The sequence below is a fragment of the Litorivita sp. NS0012-18 genome (genome assembly GCF_040371945.1).
In the GTDB taxonomy this organism is placed as follows: Bacteria; Pseudomonadota; Alphaproteobacteria; order Rhodobacterales; family Rhodobacteraceae; genus Litorivita.
Genome location: NZ_BAABWS010000002.1, coordinates 220,088 through 237,750 on the forward strand (window position 1 = coordinate 220,088; position 17,663 = coordinate 237,750).

Annotated in this window: 17 protein-coding genes; 9 read left to right on the forward strand and 8 right to left on the reverse strand. The window is 61.0% G+C overall.

The features are described 5' to 3' along the window. Positions 1 to 277 precede the first annotated feature (277 nt). Positions 278 to 1,222 carry a thioredoxin-disulfide reductase gene (gene trxB, locus ABWV64_RS10725; protein WP_353345037.1) on the reverse strand — a complete coding sequence of 315 codons (945 nt, stop codon included), beginning with the start codon at positions 1,220 to 1,222 and terminating at the stop codon, positions 278 to 280. A gap of 235 nt (positions 1,223 to 1,457) precedes the next feature. On the opposite strand from trxB, the gene ABWV64_RS10730 reads away from it, so the two are divergent. Beyond that, complete coding sequence (locus tag ABWV64_RS10730) at positions 1,458 to 1,958, forward strand: Lrp/AsnC family transcriptional regulator (protein WP_353345039.1); 501 nt, start codon at positions 1,458 to 1,460, stop codon at positions 1,956 to 1,958. A gap of 114 nt (positions 1,959 to 2,072) precedes the next feature. On the opposite strand, the gene ABWV64_RS10735 is transcribed toward ABWV64_RS10730, so the two are convergent. From ABWV64_RS10735 to lgt, 5 genes are all read right to left on the reverse strand, one after another. Further along, positions 2,073 to 2,891, reverse strand: coding sequence for a Hint domain-containing protein (locus ABWV64_RS10735; protein WP_353345041.1), 819 nt, complete (start codon positions 2,889 to 2,891; stop codon positions 2,073 to 2,075). Positions 2,892 to 3,291: 400 nt separating this feature from the next. Beyond that, complete coding sequence (locus tag ABWV64_RS10740; RefSeq protein ID WP_353345043.1) at positions 3,292 to 3,435, reverse strand: hypothetical protein; 144 nt, start codon at positions 3,433 to 3,435, stop codon at positions 3,292 to 3,294. A 333-nt stretch (positions 3,436 to 3,768) separates the two neighbouring features. Beyond that, positions 3,769 to 4,524, reverse strand: a complete 756-nt coding sequence (pgeF, locus tag ABWV64_RS10745) for a peptidoglycan editing factor PgeF (protein WP_353345045.1) — start codon at positions 4,522 to 4,524, stop codon at positions 3,769 to 3,771. Then, positions 4,521 to 5,615, reverse strand: a complete 1,095-nt coding sequence (locus ABWV64_RS10750) for a class I SAM-dependent methyltransferase (RefSeq protein ID WP_353345047.1) — start codon at positions 5,613 to 5,615, stop codon at positions 4,521 to 4,523. Before ABWV64_RS10750 ends, pgeF begins: the two co-directional genes overlap by 4 nt. Continuing rightward, complete coding sequence (lgt, locus tag ABWV64_RS10755; RefSeq protein WP_353345049.1) at positions 5,612 to 6,517, reverse strand: prolipoprotein diacylglyceryl transferase; 906 nt, start codon at positions 6,515 to 6,517, stop codon at positions 5,612 to 5,614. Before lgt ends, ABWV64_RS10750 begins: the two co-directional genes overlap by 4 nt. A 140-nt stretch (positions 6,518 to 6,657) precedes the next feature. Here lgt and ABWV64_RS10760 point away from each other — a divergent pair, with 140 nt between their 5' ends. From ABWV64_RS10760 to ABWV64_RS10785, 6 genes are all read left to right on the forward strand, one after another. After that, positions 6,658 to 6,903, forward strand: coding sequence for an accessory factor UbiK family protein (locus ABWV64_RS10760; RefSeq protein ID WP_353345051.1), 246 nt, complete (start codon positions 6,658 to 6,660; stop codon positions 6,901 to 6,903). Positions 6,904 to 7,042: 139 nt separating this feature from the next. After that, complete coding sequence (locus tag ABWV64_RS10765) at positions 7,043 to 7,459, forward strand: DUF1801 domain-containing protein (protein ID WP_353345053.1); 417 nt, start codon at positions 7,043 to 7,045, stop codon at positions 7,457 to 7,459. 380 nt (positions 7,460 to 7,839) lie between these two features. Beyond that, the gene (locus tag ABWV64_RS10770) at positions 7,840 to 8,340 is read left to right on the forward strand and encodes a type III secretion system chaperone family protein (protein ID WP_353345055.1); all 501 of its coding nucleotides are present in this window, start codon (positions 7,840 to 7,842) and stop codon (positions 8,338 to 8,340) included. Between the two features lie 39 nt (positions 8,341 to 8,379). Continuing rightward, positions 8,380 to 9,195: a pyrroline-5-carboxylate reductase gene (proC, locus tag ABWV64_RS10775; protein WP_353345921.1), complete on the forward strand. Its 816-nt coding sequence runs from the start codon at positions 8,380 to 8,382 to the stop codon at positions 9,193 to 9,195. Then, the gene (locus ABWV64_RS10780; protein ID WP_353345057.1) at positions 9,188 to 9,526 is read left to right on the forward strand and encodes a tRNA-binding protein; all 339 of its coding nucleotides are present in this window, start codon (positions 9,188 to 9,190) and stop codon (positions 9,524 to 9,526) included. Before proC ends, ABWV64_RS10780 begins: the two co-directional genes overlap by 8 nt. Then, a complete protein-coding gene (locus tag ABWV64_RS10785; protein ID WP_353345059.1) occupies positions 9,526 to 10,494 on the forward strand; it encodes a 2-hydroxyacid dehydrogenase in 969 nt (322 codons plus the stop codon). Before ABWV64_RS10780 ends, ABWV64_RS10785 begins: the two co-directional genes overlap by 1 nt. Before the next feature lie 22 nt (positions 10,495 to 10,516). On the opposite strand, the gene ABWV64_RS10790 is transcribed toward ABWV64_RS10785, so the two are convergent. Continuing rightward, positions 10,517 to 11,119 (reverse strand): thymidine kinase, encoded by a 603-nt coding sequence (locus ABWV64_RS10790; RefSeq protein WP_353345061.1) that lies wholly within the window; start codon positions 11,117 to 11,119, stop codon positions 10,517 to 10,519. A gap of 156 nt (positions 11,120 to 11,275) precedes the next feature. Between ABWV64_RS10790 and ABWV64_RS10795 the strand changes: the two genes are divergently transcribed. Continuing rightward, on the forward strand, positions 11,276 to 11,734 hold the full coding sequence (locus ABWV64_RS10795) for a hypothetical protein (RefSeq protein ID WP_353345063.1): 459 nt from the start codon (positions 11,276 to 11,278) through the stop codon (positions 11,732 to 11,734). Positions 11,735 to 11,830: 96 nt separating this feature from the next. Here the strand turns inward: ABWV64_RS10795 and carB are convergent, their stop codons facing one another. After that, positions 11,831 to 15,100, reverse strand: coding sequence for a carbamoyl-phosphate synthase large subunit (carB, locus tag ABWV64_RS10800; protein WP_353345065.1), 3,270 nt, complete (start codon positions 15,098 to 15,100; stop codon positions 11,831 to 11,833). 486 nt (positions 15,101 to 15,586) lie between these two features. Here carB and aspS point away from each other — a divergent pair, with 486 nt between their 5' ends. Further along, on the forward strand, positions 15,587 to 17,437 hold the full coding sequence (gene aspS, locus ABWV64_RS10805) for an aspartate--tRNA ligase (RefSeq protein ID WP_353345067.1): 1,851 nt from the start codon (positions 15,587 to 15,589) through the stop codon (positions 17,435 to 17,437). Positions 17,438 to 17,663: the final 226 nt, after the last annotated feature.

A 17,663-nucleotide genomic window follows, 5' to 3' on the forward strand; every position in this document is an offset into this window, starting at 1 on the left:
CCTAGATTTGTGTGAGTATTGGAAAAAATGAAAACGAAAAGCACATGTGGCGGCGCGGCGGCCAACGGTTCGATGCGCCACCCTAGGCGAAAACCCTCGGTCATACCTATAGCAATGGCTAGAAAAATCTTGCCATTGTTTCGATTTATTGGGCAATTCGCAGGTCAATCTCGTGATTGTCGCCCTTGCGTCGACAGTCGCAAGGTCTTGCACAAGGTCTTGGGCGCGCGCCAAGGCCGCAGGGCGGTCATGCCGTCTTGGCGCGGCGCAGGGGCAGCTATTCGTCGTTTTCGGCCAAGAACCGTTCGGCATCCAAGGCAGCCATACATCCCATGCCCGCCGAGGTGACGGCTTGGCGGTATTTGTGGTCTGTCAAATCGCCCGCCGCAAAGACGCCTGGGATCGAGGTCTCGGTGGTGCCCGCTTTGACTTTGACATAGCCGCCGTTGTGCAATTCAAGCACGTCCTTGACCAATTCGCTGGCCGGTGCGTGACCGATGGCAACAAAGACACCCTTGCAGGGGATTTCGGTGATCTCGCCGGTTTTCACATGTTTGACCCGCACGGCCTCGACGCCTTTGGGATTATCGGCGCCGACCACTTCGTCAAGCTCATGAAACCACAGCGGCTCGATTTTGGGGTTCTTCAACAGCCGCTGTTCGAGGATCTTTTCGCTGCGCAATTCGTCGCGGCGGTGGATCAGCGTGACCTTGGAGGCGAAGTTGGTCAGGAACAGCGCCTCTTCGACCGCAGTGTTGCCGCCCCCGATCACCACGATTTCCTGCCCGCGATAAAAGAACCCGTCACAGGTCGCACAGGCCGACACGCCAAAGCCTTTGAAGGCCTCTTCGGAGGGCAGGCCAAGCCATTTGGCACGCGCGCCCGTGGCCAGAATGACCGCGTCGGCGGTATAGGTGTTGCCGCTATCGCCCTTGGCGGTGAAGGGGCGTTTGCTCAGGTCGAGATCGGAAATGATATCGCCGATGATTTCGCATCCCATCTCGCGCGCATGGCTTTCCATACGGACCATCAGATCGGGGCCCTGCACTTCGGTATCGCCGGGCCAGTTTTCAACCTCGGTGGTGGTGGTCAACTGCCCGCCCGGTTCGATGCCTTGGACTAGGATCGGCGAGAGCATCGCGCGGCTGGCATAGACGCCGGCGGTATAGCCTGCGGGGCCGGAGCCGATGATCAAAACCTTGGTGTGACGTGTCTCGGCCATGATGTCTCTCCTTGGACGCGGGTGGCGGCGCGCGGGAATCCTCTGCGCCATTGGTCCCGTTGATATAGACACGCATTTCGGGGGCGAAAACCCCAAGCGCCCAAGATATTTGCGCGCCGCCCCCTGCGTTTCGTGGCCGTGCCCTGCGCCGCAACGATGTTGCGCGTGTGCGAAAGATTATTGCGCGCGGCTGCGGCGGTGCTATAACAAACGCAAATTCGCAAAGAGGTTTTCGATGTCCGCAACGCGCCTTGATCCCATCGATCGCAAGATTTTGGCCGAGCTTCAGGCCGATGGCCGCATGACCAATGTGGAATTGGCCAAACGCGTCGGAATTTCCGCGCCGCCTTGCTTGCGCCGTGTGCGCACGCTGGAGGAGGCCGGCTATATTCGCGGCTATCACGCCGAGGTGGACGCGCGCGAATTGGGCTTTGAAGTGCAGGTCTTCGCCATGGTCGGATTGCAAAGCCAAGCCGAAAGCGATCTATCGGCGTTTGAAGCGCGCTGCCGCGATTGGCCCTTGGTGCGCGAGTGCCATATGCTCAATGGCGAGGTGGATTTTATCCTCAAATGCGTGGCGCCGGACCTGTCGACCTTTCAAACCTTCCTGACCTCGCAATTGCTCACCTCGCCCAATGTCGGATCGGTGAAAACATCGCTGGTCATTCGCGGTGCCAAAGACGAACCGGGCGTGCCGTTTGACGTTTTGGAAAACCGGCTCAAGCAGCAGGCCTGAGCGCCAAGGCTGCGCTTTGATCCGGCGCAAGCTGCACCTTTCAAAAAGTAACGCGCAGGCCCGAGGGGGCGCTGCGCGTTTTGCTTTGGAGGCAATGGTAAGGTATTTTGCGCGCTAGGCCACGTCGCGCGCCTGATCGGGTTTGCTGCTCATGCGCGGGCGCGCCAGAGGTCCGAAATCGGCACTCTCGTCGATATGCGGGAAGAGCGACAGGAACAGCGTGAGCATATTATGCCCCATGATCCGCTCGATCCCCATTCCGGGATGATAGCTTTCGAACTCCAATCCCGCCGCTTTGATCGTCGCATGGCGCGGCAGGCACAGGTGATAGACCGTCACCGGCGCGGGCGGGGTGACTTCGAACACGCTCATCCCGTCGACCGCATTGCGGATCGGGGTAAACACAGGGCCGGTCGAGGCCAGATCGCGCAAATGCGCGGGGCGTTGCAAAATTCGCGCGCCCGGACCGGCGACAACATCGCTCATCGGGCGGTGGACGCCAAAGCTGTTCGCCATGATCCGCGTCAAACGGCCAAGCGCGGGATCGGCAATCGGCGCATTGGGGATGATCTGCATCGAGCCGACCCATTGCACGGGCTGCGGTCCCATTTCGGTGGTGTCGATCAAATCACCGGGGCAAAGATCCTCAATCGCGCGCGGGCCTTGGGGCGTATCAAGCGCGGTGCCGCGGGCAAAGGCGGAAAAGGCAGCTTCGAAAAACGGGTTGGCGGGCGCCATATGGAAGGACGAGCGCAGGTTGCCGTCATCGTCTTGCGACAGCACTTCATATTTGCGCATCAAGGGCATTTTGCGCGCTGGACGCGTATCGGCGCGGCCCGATTTGCGCGCCTCGCTCGTGGCGGCGCGGCGTTCGGTCAGCTCGGCGAGCTTGGCTGTTTGGCCGCGAAGATGGGCCAGCGTAGGGGCGCTCATGTGTCATACCTTTCTACAGGTTTGTCACATCCATGTCGGCCCCCACCGACAACAACAGAAGGACTTGTTGATAAACCGCACAAGTAACTTGCGCAGGGTCAACTTCGCCATTCGAGGCGTCATCTGTCAAAATCTTCTGAACTTTGGCGCGGGTTTGCGATCAATCCGCGAAAATCGCGCGGTTTTGTTTCCGATGCGCGCACGGGGCTGCCACATTCGGTGGCGAATCGCCTTGCGACGCGGCCGAGAATGGCGCAGGGCGCGGCAAACGGCTTGAGGCTGTGATTGCCTATCGTCTCGCGCCTGAGCCCTTTGGTAAGGGTGCGGCGCGCGCGGCGCGGGCCAAATCCTGTCTGGCCCCGCGCATCTCATGTGTCGGCGCGCCTTGCGGCGCGTCAGATCAGGCGCGTTTCGATTTGGGCGCGGCCTCTGTGCGGCGGGCGATCATTGCCGCGCGGGCGCTGCCACGCGCCCAAGGCAGGGCGGGCATATCCGATTTGGATGTTTCGATCACGGATTTGATGAACCGGCTTTGCTTTTTCATGTCTGCTCTCCTGTGCCCTCGGGGGCCATTGATCCTCATGCATCTTTCTACGCGCAGATGCTTTATAGGCGATGACCAATCTATGACGGATCAATGCGGCTCCAGTTTGGCAGTGGTGAAGATTTGCGAATAATTTTCACCGTGTCCGCGCCACATTTGCGCGTCACGCCACACAGCCTGCCAAGCCCCGTCAAACAAGGCGCTTGGGCGCGTGATTGCGGATAATCGGGTCGATATCGCGTGATTGTTTCGCGATGGGTCAGCGGGCGGCGGCAAATTCACGCCCGCTTTTCGCCCGAATTGGCCGGCAAAGGGCGCGCCCCGCGCCCCGTATTAAAGCCGGATGGCGGAAATCAGGCGGCCATAATCGGCCTCGCCCGCATGGGTGGTGCGCCGGTATGAATAAAACCGCTCGGCGTCGTGATAGGTGCAATGGCGGATCCATTCCGCATGGCCCACGCCCGCGCGCCGCAGCCGCGCGAGGCCAAAGGCGGGCAGGTCGAATTGCATCCTGTCCCCCGCGCCGCCCGCGAAAAAACGGCTGTTGTCGGGATCATCGGCGATGAAATCCTCGAAAAACTCCGGTCCCACCTCATAGGCGCGTTGCGAGATCGTCGGCCCGATCACGGCGGTGATGGCGCCGCGCGCCGCGCCAAGGGCGACCATCGCCTCGACCGTGGCCTCAAGCACCCCGTCCACCGCGCCGCGCCATCCCGCATGGGCCGCGCCGATCACCCCCGCCGAGACATCGGCAAACAGCACCGGTTGGCAATCGGCGGTCAGGATCGACAGCGCCACACCCGGCACATTGGTGACCAAAGCATCGGCGCGCGGCTTGTCGGTTTGCGGCCCCGTGACGACCGCAACATCCGCCGAATGCACCTGATGCACACCGGCCAAATGCTCCGGCGCGACCTGCATCGCCTCGGCCACGCGGGCGCGGTTGATCGCGACGATCTCGGCCTGATCGGAGGACCCTGTGCCGCAGTTCAGCCCGCCGAACACCCCCGAAGAGGCCCCGCCCTTGCGGGTAAAGAACCCGTGGCGCAGCGGGGTCAGGCTATCAGCGGTGAGAATTTCGAGGCTCATGGGGTTGGTCCGTCAAATCCGGGCGGGAAGGGCGCGCCGTGGGGGGCGAGGGCGATCACTTTGAAGAGAGTTCCCATTTCCGCAGGATGGGTCAAGCGCCGATGTGCGGCGATATGGTTGCCGAGCGCCGCGCCGCTCAGGGATTTGGCCAAAGCCTGCGCGCGGGCGGTAATGCCGAGCCGCTCCAGAAACACGCCTTGGGTCAAAAGCCGGCTATGGGCGCAGGGCGCGGCGGCGGCGAGGGCCTCGAAATCCACATGGGCGGTCAAATCCGCCGCCCCCGGATCGGCAAAAGGATCGGCGGGCGCATGGTCTTGCAAGGCTTGGAACGTGTCGCCAAGGCTGCGCCAATCGCCATAGTCGATGATCAAAGCCGCACCGCCGCGCGCCTCGATCTGCGCGCCGATGCGGGCCATGATCGGTGCGCTGGCGGGGCAAAGTTCGACCACATCGCCCGCTTTGGTATCATTGCTGCGGTGATCAAGCGCCGCGATCTGCGCCGCCGCGCCGCGCCCAAGGGCCAGAGTGCCGTTTGCGATCCCGACGCGCCGTTCGCTCCATCCGTCAAGGGCGCGCTCGAATTGCCGGATCGGCAGGGCGTCGAAAAACTCGTTGGCGACAAAATAAAGCGGCGCATCCTCGGGCAGGTCGTGCACGCTGTCGTGCCACGTCACATCGGCGCGCGCATATCCGGCGGCTTCCAATGTCGCCGCCTGCACCGCGCGCAAGGTTTCGGAGGTCTCGACCAGATGCACTTCAGCGCCTTGGGCAAAGGCGGGCAGGGCGCGACGGGCAGTGCGCAAAATATCGGCCATCAACGTGCCGCGCCCCGGCCCGGCCTCGGCCAAGACGATCCGTTTGGGCGCGCCTTGATCCGCCCATGCCTGCGCGAGGCAAAGGCCGATCATTTCGCCGAACATCTGGCTAATCTCCGGCGCGGTGATAAAGTCGCCGCCCGCGCCAAAAGGATCGCGCGTGGCGTAATAGCCGTGCTGCGGGTGCATCAGGCAATCGGCCATGTAATCGGCGAGGCTGATCGGACCCTCCGCCTCGATCCGCGCCATGAGCAAATCCTTCAGCGCCGCGCTCATCTGGCCGGATCGCCTTTGTAGCGGCGGTGCGCGTAAAGGATCACCGCCGAGCCCAGAACAATCATCGGCAGCGACAAAACCTGCCCCATCGACAGGCCAATCGTGTCGGTCAACCGGATCACATGGCCCATCGGATTGGCCAGCGAGATATATTGATCATCGGCTTGGCGAAAAAACTCGACAAAAAAGCGCGAGAGGCCGTATCCGGCCAAAAACACCCCGATGCTTTGCCCCGGAATTTTGAGCGCCCCGCGCCGAAACGCCAGATAGATCAGAACAGCCCCCAAGATCAGCCCCTCAAGAGCGGCTTCGTAAAGCTGCGAGGGGTGGCGCGCGCAAAGCCCGATCACCCCATCGCAGTCTTGCGCCGAGGCTCCGGGGAAGATGACACCCCAAGGCACATCGGTCGGACGGCCCCAAAGTTCGGCATTGATGAAATTGGCAATCCGGCCCAGCAATAGCCCCGCAGGAGCGGCAAGCGCGAGCGTGTCGCCAAGGCTGAGCGGGGCGATCTTGCGGGTGCGGGCAAACAGCGCGGCGGCGATGACAACGCCCAAAAATCCGCCGTGAAACGACATGCCGCCTTGCCATACCATCGGGATTTCCGCCGGATGGGACAGGTAATAGGCGGGTTTGTAGAACACCACATAGCCGAGCCGCCCGCCAAGGATCACCCCCAAGATCACCCATGTGAGCAGGTCCTCGACATCGGCAGGCGTCATCGGGGCCGCGCCGCCGCGCCACAAAGACGCGCGTTTCACCGCCGTCACTACAATGCGCCAGCCGATCACAATGCCGACGATATAGGCCAAAGCATACCAGCGCAGCGCAAAGGTGAAATTGCCCAAGGACAGCGAGAAAATCTCGGGCGAGATGTCGGGGAAGGGGATGGCGGCAAACATGGGCATATCTGGGGCCAAGGGGGCGGGGGCGTCAACCTCATTATCGGCGCGGCGCGGGCAGCTTTGTCGCGGCTGCAGGTCTTGCCTCGCCGCCCGTGAACCCCCATATAAGACCCAAGCAGAAATCGCGGAGAGACATCATGCAAACGCGCAGCAAGATCATGGACGACATTTCGCAACTGATGACCAACGCGATGGGCGTGGCGCAGGGCGCGAAGACCGAGGCCGATACGGCGCTGAAATCGCTGATGGACCGCTGGCTCGCCGATCGCGATCTGGTCACGCGCGAGGAATTCGACGCGGTGCGCGCCATGGCGCAAAAGGCCCGCGAAGAGAATGCGACCCTCAAGGCCCGTCTGGACGCGCTGGAAGCGGCGGCGAAATAGCCCCGTCACCTTGCACCGCTTTGGGCGCGCAGGCGCCGTGGGCGGGGATGTTCAAAGCAAAGCGAAGTAGATCGGGGCGCGGATTGGCAAAGGTCGATCGCGCCCTTTTTGTCTCCTCTCTTGTCGCAAAGGGGCGAAGATGACCGGCCCAGCGTTTCAAAGTGACCATGTGTTGGCCGCCTTCGAGCGGTTCCCGCGCCCCGTCCGCGCGGCGCTTTTGGACCTGCGCGCGGCAATCTTTGACTGCGCGCAAAATTTGCCGCAGGTCGGCGCGTTGACCGAGACCCTCAAATGGGGGCAACCCGCCTATTTGACCGAGGCGAGCGGGTCGGGCACAACCCTGCGCCTTGGTGTGCCAAAGACGGGCGGTTTTGCGATACTTGTGCACTGCCAGACCGACCTAGTGCCACAATTTCGCGCCGTCTTCGGCGATGCCTTCACCTATGATGGCACCCGCGCGGTTGTGTTTGGCGAGGACGATGCGCCGGATTTGGAGAAGCTGGGGTTTTTGATCGGGCGGGCGCTGACCTATCACTTGGACAAAAGGGCGCGATAAAACGGCCCCAATAGAACGGGCGAGGGCGCCTCGATCACTCGAAGCGCCCTGTGCCTGTATGTCCCGCCGTATCCGGTCTCGCGATATTGCGCGTGTAATCGGTTGATCCGATTTTTCATCTTCTGCGTGCAGTGAATCACACCTGCGATTCGGCACCAAGCAAAAAATGCCCCTTCGCCAAAGTTTTTCTGCATTTTGATGAAATATTCAGGCCGTCCACAAGTTATTGCGGTTATCCCCAATTTATTGCTTTACAGGTTCTTCCCGACACACCACCATATCTAGTAAGGGCGAGGGCAATCAGCCCCGCTCTATAGAGCAGGCACCTAGCGCTTGGGGCGCTGCCAAGCCCCGACGCTACACAAAAAAGAGGTGGCGCAATGGCACTGTCCGAAGACTTCATGCAAGAAGACATTCACCCTATCGATATCGTCGAAAATCTCGCGGCGCATCACGAGTGGGATTTTGACCGTATCGCCGATGACCAGATCGCAATGGCCGTCGAGGGGCAATGGCGCACCTATTCGATCACGCTGGCGTGGTCGGATTTTGACGAGACGCTGCGCATGGTGTGCACCTTCGAGATGGAGCCGCCGGAGGAGCGTCTTGGCGCGCTTTACGAAATGCTCAACGGCGTGAATGATCAATGCTGGGCGGGGGCCTTTACCTATTGGGCCGAGCAAAAGCTCATGGTCTATCGCTACGGGCTTGTGCTGGCGGGCGGCGGCGTGGCCAGCGCCGAGCAGATCGACACGATGATCAATGCCGCTGTGCTGAGCGCCGAGCGCTATTATCCCGCCTTCCAATTGGCGGTCTGGGGCAACCGCAGCCCCCGAGAGGCGCTCCAGATCGCCATTGCAGAGGCCTACGGGCGCGCCTAATACTTTCCCCCTGACGGATTGAAACGGCGGGGGATGACCATGAATTTCGACGAGATTGCCGCACGCGGGCTGGTGCTTTTGGGCTGCGGTAAAATGGGCTCGGCCATGCTGGCCGGATGGCTGGACGGCGGATTGCCGCCCGCTGCGGTCACGGTTTTGGATCCGCATCCCTCAGCGTGGTTGCAAAAGACCGGCGTTGCGATCAACGCCGATTTGCCGCCCGATCCGGCGATCGTGCTGATTGCGGTCAAACCGCAGATGATGGGCGAGGCTTTGCCCGCGCTCAAGGCGCTGGGCAACGCTGGCACCTTGTTCGTGTCGGTCGCCGCAGGCACGCCCATCGCGGGTTTCGAGGAGGCGCTGGGCGCGCAAAGCCCGATCATCCGCGCCATGCCCAACACCCCCGCCGCCATCGCCCGCGGCATCACCGCGATCATCGGCAATGCCCATGCGTGCGCGTCCCATATGGAGATGGCCGAAGGATTGCTCAGTGCCGTGGGGCAGGTGGTGCGCCTTGAGACTGAAGACCAGATGGACGCCGTGACCGCCGTCTCCGGCTCTGGCCCCGCCTATGTTTTCCACCTGATTGAAACGCTGGCCGCGGCGGGAGAGGCCGAAGGATTGCCGCCCGAACTGGCGCTGCATCTGGCGCGGGCCACGGTCGCGGGTGCGGGCGATCTGGCGGAAAAATCCGACGACAGCCCCGCGCAATTGCGCATCAATGTGACCTCGCCAAACGGCACGACACAGGCCGCTCTGGAGGTGCTCATGGACGAGGCGCAGGGCTTTGCGCCGCTGCTCAAACGCGCGGTCAAAGCGGCGGCAGAGCGGTCAAAGGAGCTGTCCAATGGCTGAGGCGACATTCGACGATTTTCTCAAACTCGACATTCGCGCGGGCCGTGTGATCCGCGCCGAAGCCTTCCCCGAGGCACGCAAACCGGCGATCAAACTATGGGTGGATTTCGGCGAAGAGATCGGCGAGCGCAAAACCTCGGCGCAGATCACCGCGCATTATGATCCCGAGGTTTTGGTCGGCAAAACCGTGATGGGCGTGGTGAATTTCCCGCCCCGCCAGATCGGTAAATTCATGTCCGAGGTCTTGGTGCTCGGGGTGCCCGACGCGGCGGGCGAGGTGGTGCTGATCTCCCCCGATCAAGAGGTGCCTTTGGGGGGCAGGTTGTTCTAATGGCTGCGAAAATCCTGATCACGCGGATATTGCCGGATGCGGTGATGCAGGCCGCCGAGGGCGATTTTGACATCACCGCACGGGGCGAGACGACACCGCTTTCGCGCGCCGAGATGGTGCAGGCATTGACGCAATATGACGCCATCCTCGCCACGCTTGGCGACGGGTTTTCGGCGGATGTCTTCGCCGAGGCCGCAAAGGGCGGTATCCGCTGCAAACTCATCGCCAATTTCGGCGTTGGATATAATCACATCGACGTAGAAGCAGCGAAATCCCACGCCATCACCGTCTCCAACACGCCCGGCGCGGTGACGGATGCGACCGCCGACACGGCGATGACGTTGATTTTGATGAGCGCGCGCCGCGCAGGTGCCGGCGAACGCATGGTGCGCGCGGGCAAATGGCAAGGCTGGCATCCGGTGCAGATGCTTGGCCTGCATGTCACGGGCAAAACCGTCGGCATCGTCGGTATGGGCCGCATCGGGCAGGCCATCGCGCGGCGGTGTCATTTCGGGTTCAAGATGCAGGTGCGCTATTTCAACCGCTCGGCCAAAGCCGTGGACTTTCCTGCCGTGCAGGTGGACAGCCTCGAGGCCTTGGCCGCGCAGGTCGATATTTTGGTGATCGCCACACCAGGCGGAGAGCAAACGCGCCATTTGATCGATGCGCATATATTGGCCGCAATGCCGCCCCATGCGCATTTGATCAATATCGCGCGCGGCGAAGTGGTGGAGCAGGCCGCATTGATCACCGCCTTGCAAAGCGGTGCGATTGGCGGGGCGGGATTGGACGTTTACGAATTTGAACCCGATGTGCCGGACGCCTTGCGGCATCTCGACAATGTGACGCTTCTGCCGCATCTGGGCACCGCGACCTTGGAGGTGCGCGAAGCCATGGGAATGATGGCTTTGGACAATCTGAGGGCGTTTTTCGATGGAAAAGCTGCGCCAAACAGCGTGAATACCTAAAGCTCTCAGGCGGGCGCCGCGCCTATCCGCAGGCCCCGCCGCTGATCGTATCGCCGGTGGCTTCGCGCCAATGGCGCCGGCACAAGGAGACGTAGCGCTCGTTGCCGCCGACCTCGACCTGCGCGCCGGAGGTGAACGCCTTGCCGCTTGCATCAAGACGCACCACCATCGTGGCCTTCTTGCCGCAATGGCAAATCGTGCGCACTTCGCGCATCGCGTCCGCCAAGGCCAAAAGCGCCGCCGATCCAGGGAACAGCGCGCCCATGAAATCCACCCGCAGCCCGTAGCACATCACCGGAACGCCCAGATCATCGACCGCGCGGGCCAATTGCCACACCTGCGCCGTGCTCAGAAACTGCGCCTCGTCGATAAAGACGCAATGCACCTTGCCCTGTGCCAGCCGCGCTTCGATCTTGGCGTATAGGTCATCGCCTTCGGCAAATGTATCGGCCTCTTGGCCGATCCCGATGCGCGAGGCAATGCGCCCTTCGCCCGCGCGACGGTCCAGTTGCGCGGTGATCAAATAGGGGGTCATGCCGCGTTCGACATAGTTATGCGCCGCCTGTAGCAGCACCGTCGATTTGCCGGCATTCATCGTCGAGTAGTTGAAATAGAGCTTGGCCATAGCGCGGTTTTCGCCCGTCTTCGTCAGCGTTGCAAGAGGACATTGCAGCAGCAAAACGCGCGCGTTCACACATTGTGATGACAAATGGCTCGGCAGCGCTTAAAAGGGTATCGGGATGAGAAGCGGCCTGATTTTAAAGGCTAAAAAGGGCAAAAGATGAACGGTATTGGGTCTTACTTGAAAAAACACACCGAGGCTTTGGTCAAGGATGTCGGTATCGAAGCGGCCTGCGCGCTGACCGGAAAATCCAAGGCGACCCTCGGGCGCTACTATTCTGACAGCCCCGAACATGCGGACCGATTTATGCCGGTCGACAGTGTCGCCGCGCTTGAGGCCAAATCGAGCTATCCCCATGTGACCAGCGCCTTGGCGGAACTGGGCGGAGCGAGCCTGTCCTATGACGAGAGCCGGCGCAACAGCGAGGACCGAGGCGGGGTAAATGCCGATGTCATCGCGCTCAGCCACAGGTTTGCGATGCTGATGGGCGAATACCAGCAATCGATTCAGGACGGGATCATCACCGTCAACGAGGCCAAGCGCCTGCTCAAGGAAACGGTGGCGCTGCAAACGGTTTTGATCGAGATGAAGCTGCATCTCGAAGAAGAAAGCACCTGACCCGCGCGAGCGGAGCGTCCTGCGACAGGCGAAAAGAGAAACCCGCGCCGGTCGCCCCGCGCGGGTTTTTGTATTCTTGATATGGGCCTATGCGCCTTACATCTCTTGCAAGCTGGTGACCTCCAGCGCGCCTTCGCCGCGCGCCTGAATGGCTTGCACAGCGGCCTGTGCCCCTGCCGCGGTGGTGAAATAGGCGATCTTGTCATAGAGCGCGACCGAACGGATTTCGCGGCTGTCCTCGACCGATTGCGCGCCCTCGGTGGTGTTGAGCACCAATGAGATTTCCTCGTTCTTGAGCAGGTCCACGATGTTCGGGCGGCCTTCATAGACCTTGTTAACCACGGTGCAATCGACGCCGTTTTCCTTGATCCATGCCGCCGTGCCGCGGGTAGCGACGATGGTAAAGCCCATATCGGTCAACCCTTTGGCCGCATCCAGCATCAGCGCGGTTTTATCGGCATCCTTGATCGACACAAACACCTTGCCGCTTGTCGGCAAATCGGTGCCTGCGCCCATCTGCGCCTTGAGGAAGGCGCGGGCAAAGGTTTTGTCCGATCCCATGACCTCGCCGGTCGAGCGCATTTCCGGCCCCAAGATCGTATCCACACCCGGGAAACGGGCAAAGGGCAAAACCGCCTCTTTGACCGCAAAGGTTTTGATCTGCGGATCGACCAGATCGAAGCTGTTCAATTTCTCGCCCGCCATGATCCGCGCGGCAATCGAGGCAATGGGCGAGGCCACGGCTTTGGCCACAAAGGGCACGGTGCGCGAGGCGCGCGGGTTGACCTCGATGAGGTAGATATCATCGCCCTTGATGGCGAATTGAATGTTCATCAACCCGACCACATTGAGCGCCAAGGCCAAGGCATGGGTCTGCTCTTTGAGCCGGTCGATCATCTCTTGGCTCAACGAATAGGGCGGAAGCGAGCAGGCGCTGTCGCCCGAGTGCACACCGGCCTCTTCGATATGCTGCATGATGCCGCTGACATGCACATCGGTGCCGTCGCAAAGCGCATCCACGTCGATCTCGATCGCGCCTGCGAGGTAGCTGTCGAGCAAAACGGGGCTGTCGCCCGAGACGACCACCGCCTCGGAGATATAGCGCTCGAGCTGCGGCGTGTCGCGAACGATCTCCATCGCGCGCCCGCCCAAAACATAAGAGGGCCGGATGACCAGCGGATAGCCGATTTCATCCGCAATCGCCATGGCTTCGGCGTCCGAATGGGCGATGCCGTTCTTGGGTTGCTTGAGGCCCAGCTTGTTCACAAGCTCTTGGAAACGCTCGCGATCTTCGGCCAGATCAATCGCGTCGGGTGAGGTGCCAAGGATCGGGATGCCTTCGTCTTGCAAGGCATTCGCCAGTTTCAGCGGCGTTTGCCCGCCGAACTGCACGATCACCCCGTGCAAGGTGCCGTTCTCTTGCTCGACCCGCAAGATTTCCATCACATGTTCAAAGGTCAGCGGCTCGAAATACAGCCGGTCCGAGGTGTCGTAATCGGTCGAAACCGTCTCGGGGTTACAGTTGATCATGATCGTCTCATAGCCCTGCTCGGTGAGCGCATAGCACGCATGGCAGCAGCAATAATCAAACTCGATCCCTTGGCCGATCCGGTTCGGACCGCCGCCCAGAATGACGACCTTTTTGCGGTCCGTCGGGCGGCTTTCGCATTCCACATCGCCCATCGCGGGGGCCTCGTAGGTGGAATACATATAGGGGGTTTGCGCCTCGAATTCGGCGGCGCAGGTGTCGATGCGTTTGAACACGGCATTGACGCCCAGATTGCGCCGCGCGCGGCGGATGTTGTCTTCGGTGCGGCCGGTCAAATGGGCGAGGCGGGCATCCGTAAAGCCCATCATCTTGAGCTTGCGCAGCCCCGCTTCGGTCACCGGCAACCCATCGCTGCGGATTTGCTCTTCGGCCTCGACGATCTCGCGGATGCGGGCCAAGAACCACGGGTCAAACATCGTGACGCCGTGGATTTCATAGTCGCTTAGCCCGTGGCGCATGGCTTGGGCAATGGTGCGCATCCGGTCGGGGGTTTGTTGGCTGATCGCGCGGATCACGGCAGATTTATCGGGCGCGCCCTCGATCACCACCTCGTCAAATCCGGTCAGGCCGGATTCCATCGAGGCCAGCGCCTTTTGCAAACTCTCGTGGATCGTGCGGCCAATCGCCATGGCTTCGCCGACGGATTTCATCGCCGTGGTCAGGTAAGGTTTGGAACCCGGAAATTTTTCAAAGGCGAATTTCGGGATTTTCGTGACGACATAATCGATTGTCGGCTCGAAAGATGCGGGCGTGACCTTGGTGATATCATTGTCCAGCTCGTCGAGCGTATAGCCCACGGCCAGTTTTGCCGCGATTTTCGCAATCGGGAAGCCCGTGGCTTTGGACGCCAGAGCCGAGGAGCGCGACACCCGCGGGTTCATTTCGATCACGACCATGCGGCCATCGGCAGGGTTCACCGCCCATTGCACGTTCGATCCGCCCGTCTCCACGCCGATCTCGCGCAGGACCGCAATCGAATGGTTGCGCATGATCTGGTATTCTTTGTCGGTCAGCGTCAGGGCAGGGGCCACCGTAATGCTGTCGCCCGTATGCACGCCCATCGGGTCGATATTTTCGATCGAGCACACGATGATGGCGTTGTCGGCCTTATCGCGCACCACCTCCATCTCGAACTCTTTCCAGCCCAAAAGGCTCTCGTCGACGAGGATCTGGTTCACCGGCGAGGCATCCATACCGGTGCGGCAGAAATGTTCGTAATCCTCGCGGTTGTAGGCCACGCCGCCGCCGGTGCCGCCCATGGTAAAGGCAGGCCGGATGATGGCGGGCAAGCCGATCTCGTCCAAGGCTTCCAAGGCAATGCGCACCCCTTCCTTGAGGTCCGCATGCCCGTTGGGCAATTTCGGTGCAGTCACGATGGTCGCCTTGGGATTCTCGATGCCCAAACGGTCCATGGCTTCGCGAAACAGTTTGCGGTCCTCGGCCATCTCGATCGCATCGCGCGTCGCGCCGATCATCTCGACGCCGAATTTTTCCAAAACGCCCATCTCTTCAAGCGCCAGCGAGGTGTTCAAACCGGTCTGCCCGCCCATGGTCGGCAGCAAGGCATCAGGGCGCTCTTTCTCGATGATCTTGGCGACAATCTCTGGTGTGATCGGCTCGATATAAGTCGCATCGGCCATCTCCGGATCGGTCATGATCGTCGCGGGGTTGGAGTTGACCAAAATCACCCGATAGCCTTCTTCGCGCAGCGCTTTACAGGCTTGCGCGCCCGAATAGTCAAACTCGCAGGCCTGCCCAATCACAATCGGCCCCGCCCCAATAATCATGATCGAGGAGATATCGGTTCTTTTGGGCATGGCAGACCTCTAATTGTGCAAGTGTTTCGGTGCAGCAAATCTCGCGGCTCAGAGTCGCCCCTGCCCGCAAATTGTCGTGGGTTATAGACATGGCGCGCTTGGGCGCAAGCCCCAACGAGGGGTTTTGCGCGCTTTGCAGGTTCGTCAAATATCCCCGCCGGAGGCATGAAGTTGATCGCGCTGCGCTTTCGGACCTAATGCCTCCGGCGGGGATATTTATGGAACCTGCAAAGCCGTTTACGTTTTCGTAACCATGATTGGCACAGGCTTGAGATGCGGTACAGGCGGGGACGCCGATGACCGCGAACCAGCAAGCGCCCCGTTGCCGTCCATTCGCGGCCGCAGCGGGGCGTGTCTTTTCTTGACATTGGGCCTTCCTTCGCGGGGTTTGGGTTGACTTTTTGCCTCTGCACATGTGTATCGGCGCAAACGGGCGCGCGCGGCGATGCGCCAGCGCCCAGCAGCCAGATCCGAAGGAACGCCAAAATGCACGCATATCGCAGCCATACCTGCGCCGAGCTTAACAAATCCAATGTCGGCGAGACCGTGCGTTTGTCCGGTTGGGTGCACCGCGTCCGCGATCATGGCGGATTGCTTTTTATCGACCTGCGCGACCACTACGGGATCACGCAGGTTATGGCCGATCCTGACAGCCCTGTGTTCTCGCAAATCGAGAAGGTGCGCTCGGAATGGTGTATCCGCATCGACGGCAATGTCATGGCGCGCGACGAGAGCCTTGTGAATTCGAAAATCCCCACCGGCGAGATCGAGGTGTTCATCCGCGATATCGAGGTTTTGGGCGCTTCCAACGAATTGCCGCTGATGGTGTTTGGCGATCAGGAGTATCCCGAAGAGACGCGCCTGAAATACCGCTATCTCGATCTGCGCCGCGAGAAATTGCAAAACAACATGAAGATGCGTTCGGATGTCGTGGCCTCGATGCGCCGCCGTATGTGGGACAAGGGGTTCCGCGAGTTCCAGACGCCAATTATCACCGCCTCAAGCCCCGAAGGCGCGCGTGATTTTCTGGTGCCGTCGCGTCTGCACCCCGGTAAATTCTACGCCCTGCCGCAGGCGCCGCAGCAGTTCAAACAGCTGATCATGGTGTCGGGCTATGACAAATATTTCCAGATTGCGCCGTGTTTTCGCGATGAGGACCCGCGCGCCGACCGCTCGCCCACGGATTTTTACCAGCTCGACCTCGAAATGTCCTTTGTCGAGCAGCAGGACGTGTTCGACACGATCCAGCCGGTGATCACCGGCATTTTCGAGGAATTCGGCGGCGGGCGCAAAGTCGATCAGACATGGGAGCAAATCTCCTATAAGGATGCGGCGCTTTGGTATGGCTCGGACAAGCCCGACCTGCGCAACCCGATCAAGATGCAGGTCGTGAGCGAGCATTTCGCAGGCTCCGGTTTTGCGATCTTTGCCAAACTGCTCGAACAAGAGGGCACCGAAGTGCGCGCCATCCCCGCGCCGACGGGCGGCAGTCGCAAATTCTGTGACCGGATGAATGCCTTTGCACAAAAAGAAGGCCTGCCCGGTATGGGGTATATCTTCTGGCGCGAGAAAACCGCCGATGCCGTGGCGCAAGAATTGGGCATCACCGTCAAGGAGGCGCAGGCCAAGCTCAAATCGGGCGAGGTTGAAGGCGGCATGGAAGCGGCCGGACCTTTGGCCAAAAACATCGGCCCCGAGCGCACCGAAGCGATCCGTCAGCAGTTGGGCCTTGGCATGGGCGATGCGGCCTTCTTCTTGGGCGGCAAGCCCAAGGCATTCGAAGGCGTTGCGGGCCGCGCGCGCAATGTGATCGGCGAGGAGTTGGGCCTGACCGACAAGGACCGCTTTGCCTTTGCATGGATCGTCGATTTCCCGATCTACGAGCAGGACGAGGAAACCGGCAAGATCGATTTCGAACACAACCCCTTCTCGATGCCCCAAGGCGGGATGGAGGCGCTGGAGGGCAATCCTCTGGACGTGCTCGGCTATCAATATGACCTTGCCTGTAACGGCTATGAATTGGTGTCGGGCGCGATCCGGAACCACCGCCCCGAGATCATGTTCAAAGCCTTCGAGATTGCCGGATATGGCAAGGACGAGGTCGAAAAACGCTTTGGAGGCATGGTCAACGCCTTCCAATACGGCGCCCCGCCCCACGGCGGTTGCGCCGCAGGGATCGACCGGATTGTGATGCTTTTGGCCGATGAGGCCAACATCCGCGAGGTTATCATGTTCCCGATGAACCAGCGCGCCGAAGATCTGATGATGAACGCGCCGTCCGAGGCACAAAGCGACCAGTTGATGGAGCTCAGCTTGCGCGTCATCGAGCAAGATTAACCGCTCAACCCATAGGTAAATACAGGCCCAGATGGTGACACCATCGGGGCCTATGTGGTTTTGCGGCTCAATCCTCCGAATGGTCGGCCTGTGCCGTCTCGGTCAGGCCGAGCGCCTCCAAACGCCGCCAAACGCCGCCCCGCAGGCGTCCTTCTCCATCCTGCCCACCACCTTGGGGCCTTGGCACATGGCGACATGATCGGATGCCCTGGCCCGATTTCTCGAG

Coding starts and splice junctions, on each gene's coding strand:
- trxB (WP_353345037.1), bottom strand. CDS start 1,222: ATGGCCGAGACACGTCACACCAAGGTTTTGATCATCGGCTCCGGCCCC.
- ABWV64_RS10730 (WP_353345039.1), top strand. CDS start 1,458: ATGTCCGCAACGCGCCTTGATCCCATCGATCGCAAGATTTTGGCCGAG.
- ABWV64_RS10735 (WP_353345041.1), bottom strand. CDS start 2,891: ATGAGCGCCCCTACGCTGGCCCATCTTCGCGGCCAAACAGCCAAGCTC.
- ABWV64_RS10740 (WP_353345043.1), bottom strand. CDS start 3,435: ATGAAAAAGCAAAGCCGGTTCATCAAATCCGTGATCGAAACATCCAAA.
- pgeF (WP_353345045.1), bottom strand. CDS start 4,524: ATGAGCCTCGAAATTCTCACCGCTGATAGCCTGACCCCGCTGCGCCAC.
- ABWV64_RS10750 (WP_353345047.1), bottom strand. CDS start 5,615: ATGAGCGCGGCGCTGAAGGATTTGCTCATGGCGCGGATCGAGGCGGAG.
- lgt (WP_353345049.1), bottom strand. CDS start 6,517: ATGTTTGCCGCCATCCCCTTCCCCGACATCTCGCCCGAGATTTTCTCG.
- ABWV64_RS10760 (WP_353345051.1), top strand. CDS start 6,658: ATGCAAACGCGCAGCAAGATCATGGACGACATTTCGCAACTGATGACC.
- ABWV64_RS10765 (WP_353345053.1), top strand. CDS start 7,043: ATGACCGGCCCAGCGTTTCAAAGTGACCATGTGTTGGCCGCCTTCGAG.
- ABWV64_RS10770 (WP_353345055.1), top strand. CDS start 7,840: ATGGCACTGTCCGAAGACTTCATGCAAGAAGACATTCACCCTATCGAT.
- proC (WP_353345921.1), top strand. CDS start 8,380: ATGAATTTCGACGAGATTGCCGCACGCGGGCTGGTGCTTTTGGGCTGC.
- ABWV64_RS10780 (WP_353345057.1), top strand. CDS start 9,188: ATGGCTGAGGCGACATTCGACGATTTTCTCAAACTCGACATTCGCGCG.
- ABWV64_RS10785 (WP_353345059.1), top strand. CDS start 9,526: ATGGCTGCGAAAATCCTGATCACGCGGATATTGCCGGATGCGGTGATG.
- ABWV64_RS10790 (WP_353345061.1), bottom strand. CDS start 11,119: ATGGCCAAGCTCTATTTCAACTACTCGACGATGAATGCCGGCAAATCG.
- ABWV64_RS10795 (WP_353345063.1), top strand. CDS start 11,276: ATGAACGGTATTGGGTCTTACTTGAAAAAACACACCGAGGCTTTGGTC.
- carB (WP_353345065.1), bottom strand. CDS start 15,100: ATGCCCAAAAGAACCGATATCTCCTCGATCATGATTATTGGGGCGGGG.
- aspS (WP_353345067.1), top strand. CDS start 15,587: ATGCACGCATATCGCAGCCATACCTGCGCCGAGCTTAACAAATCCAAT.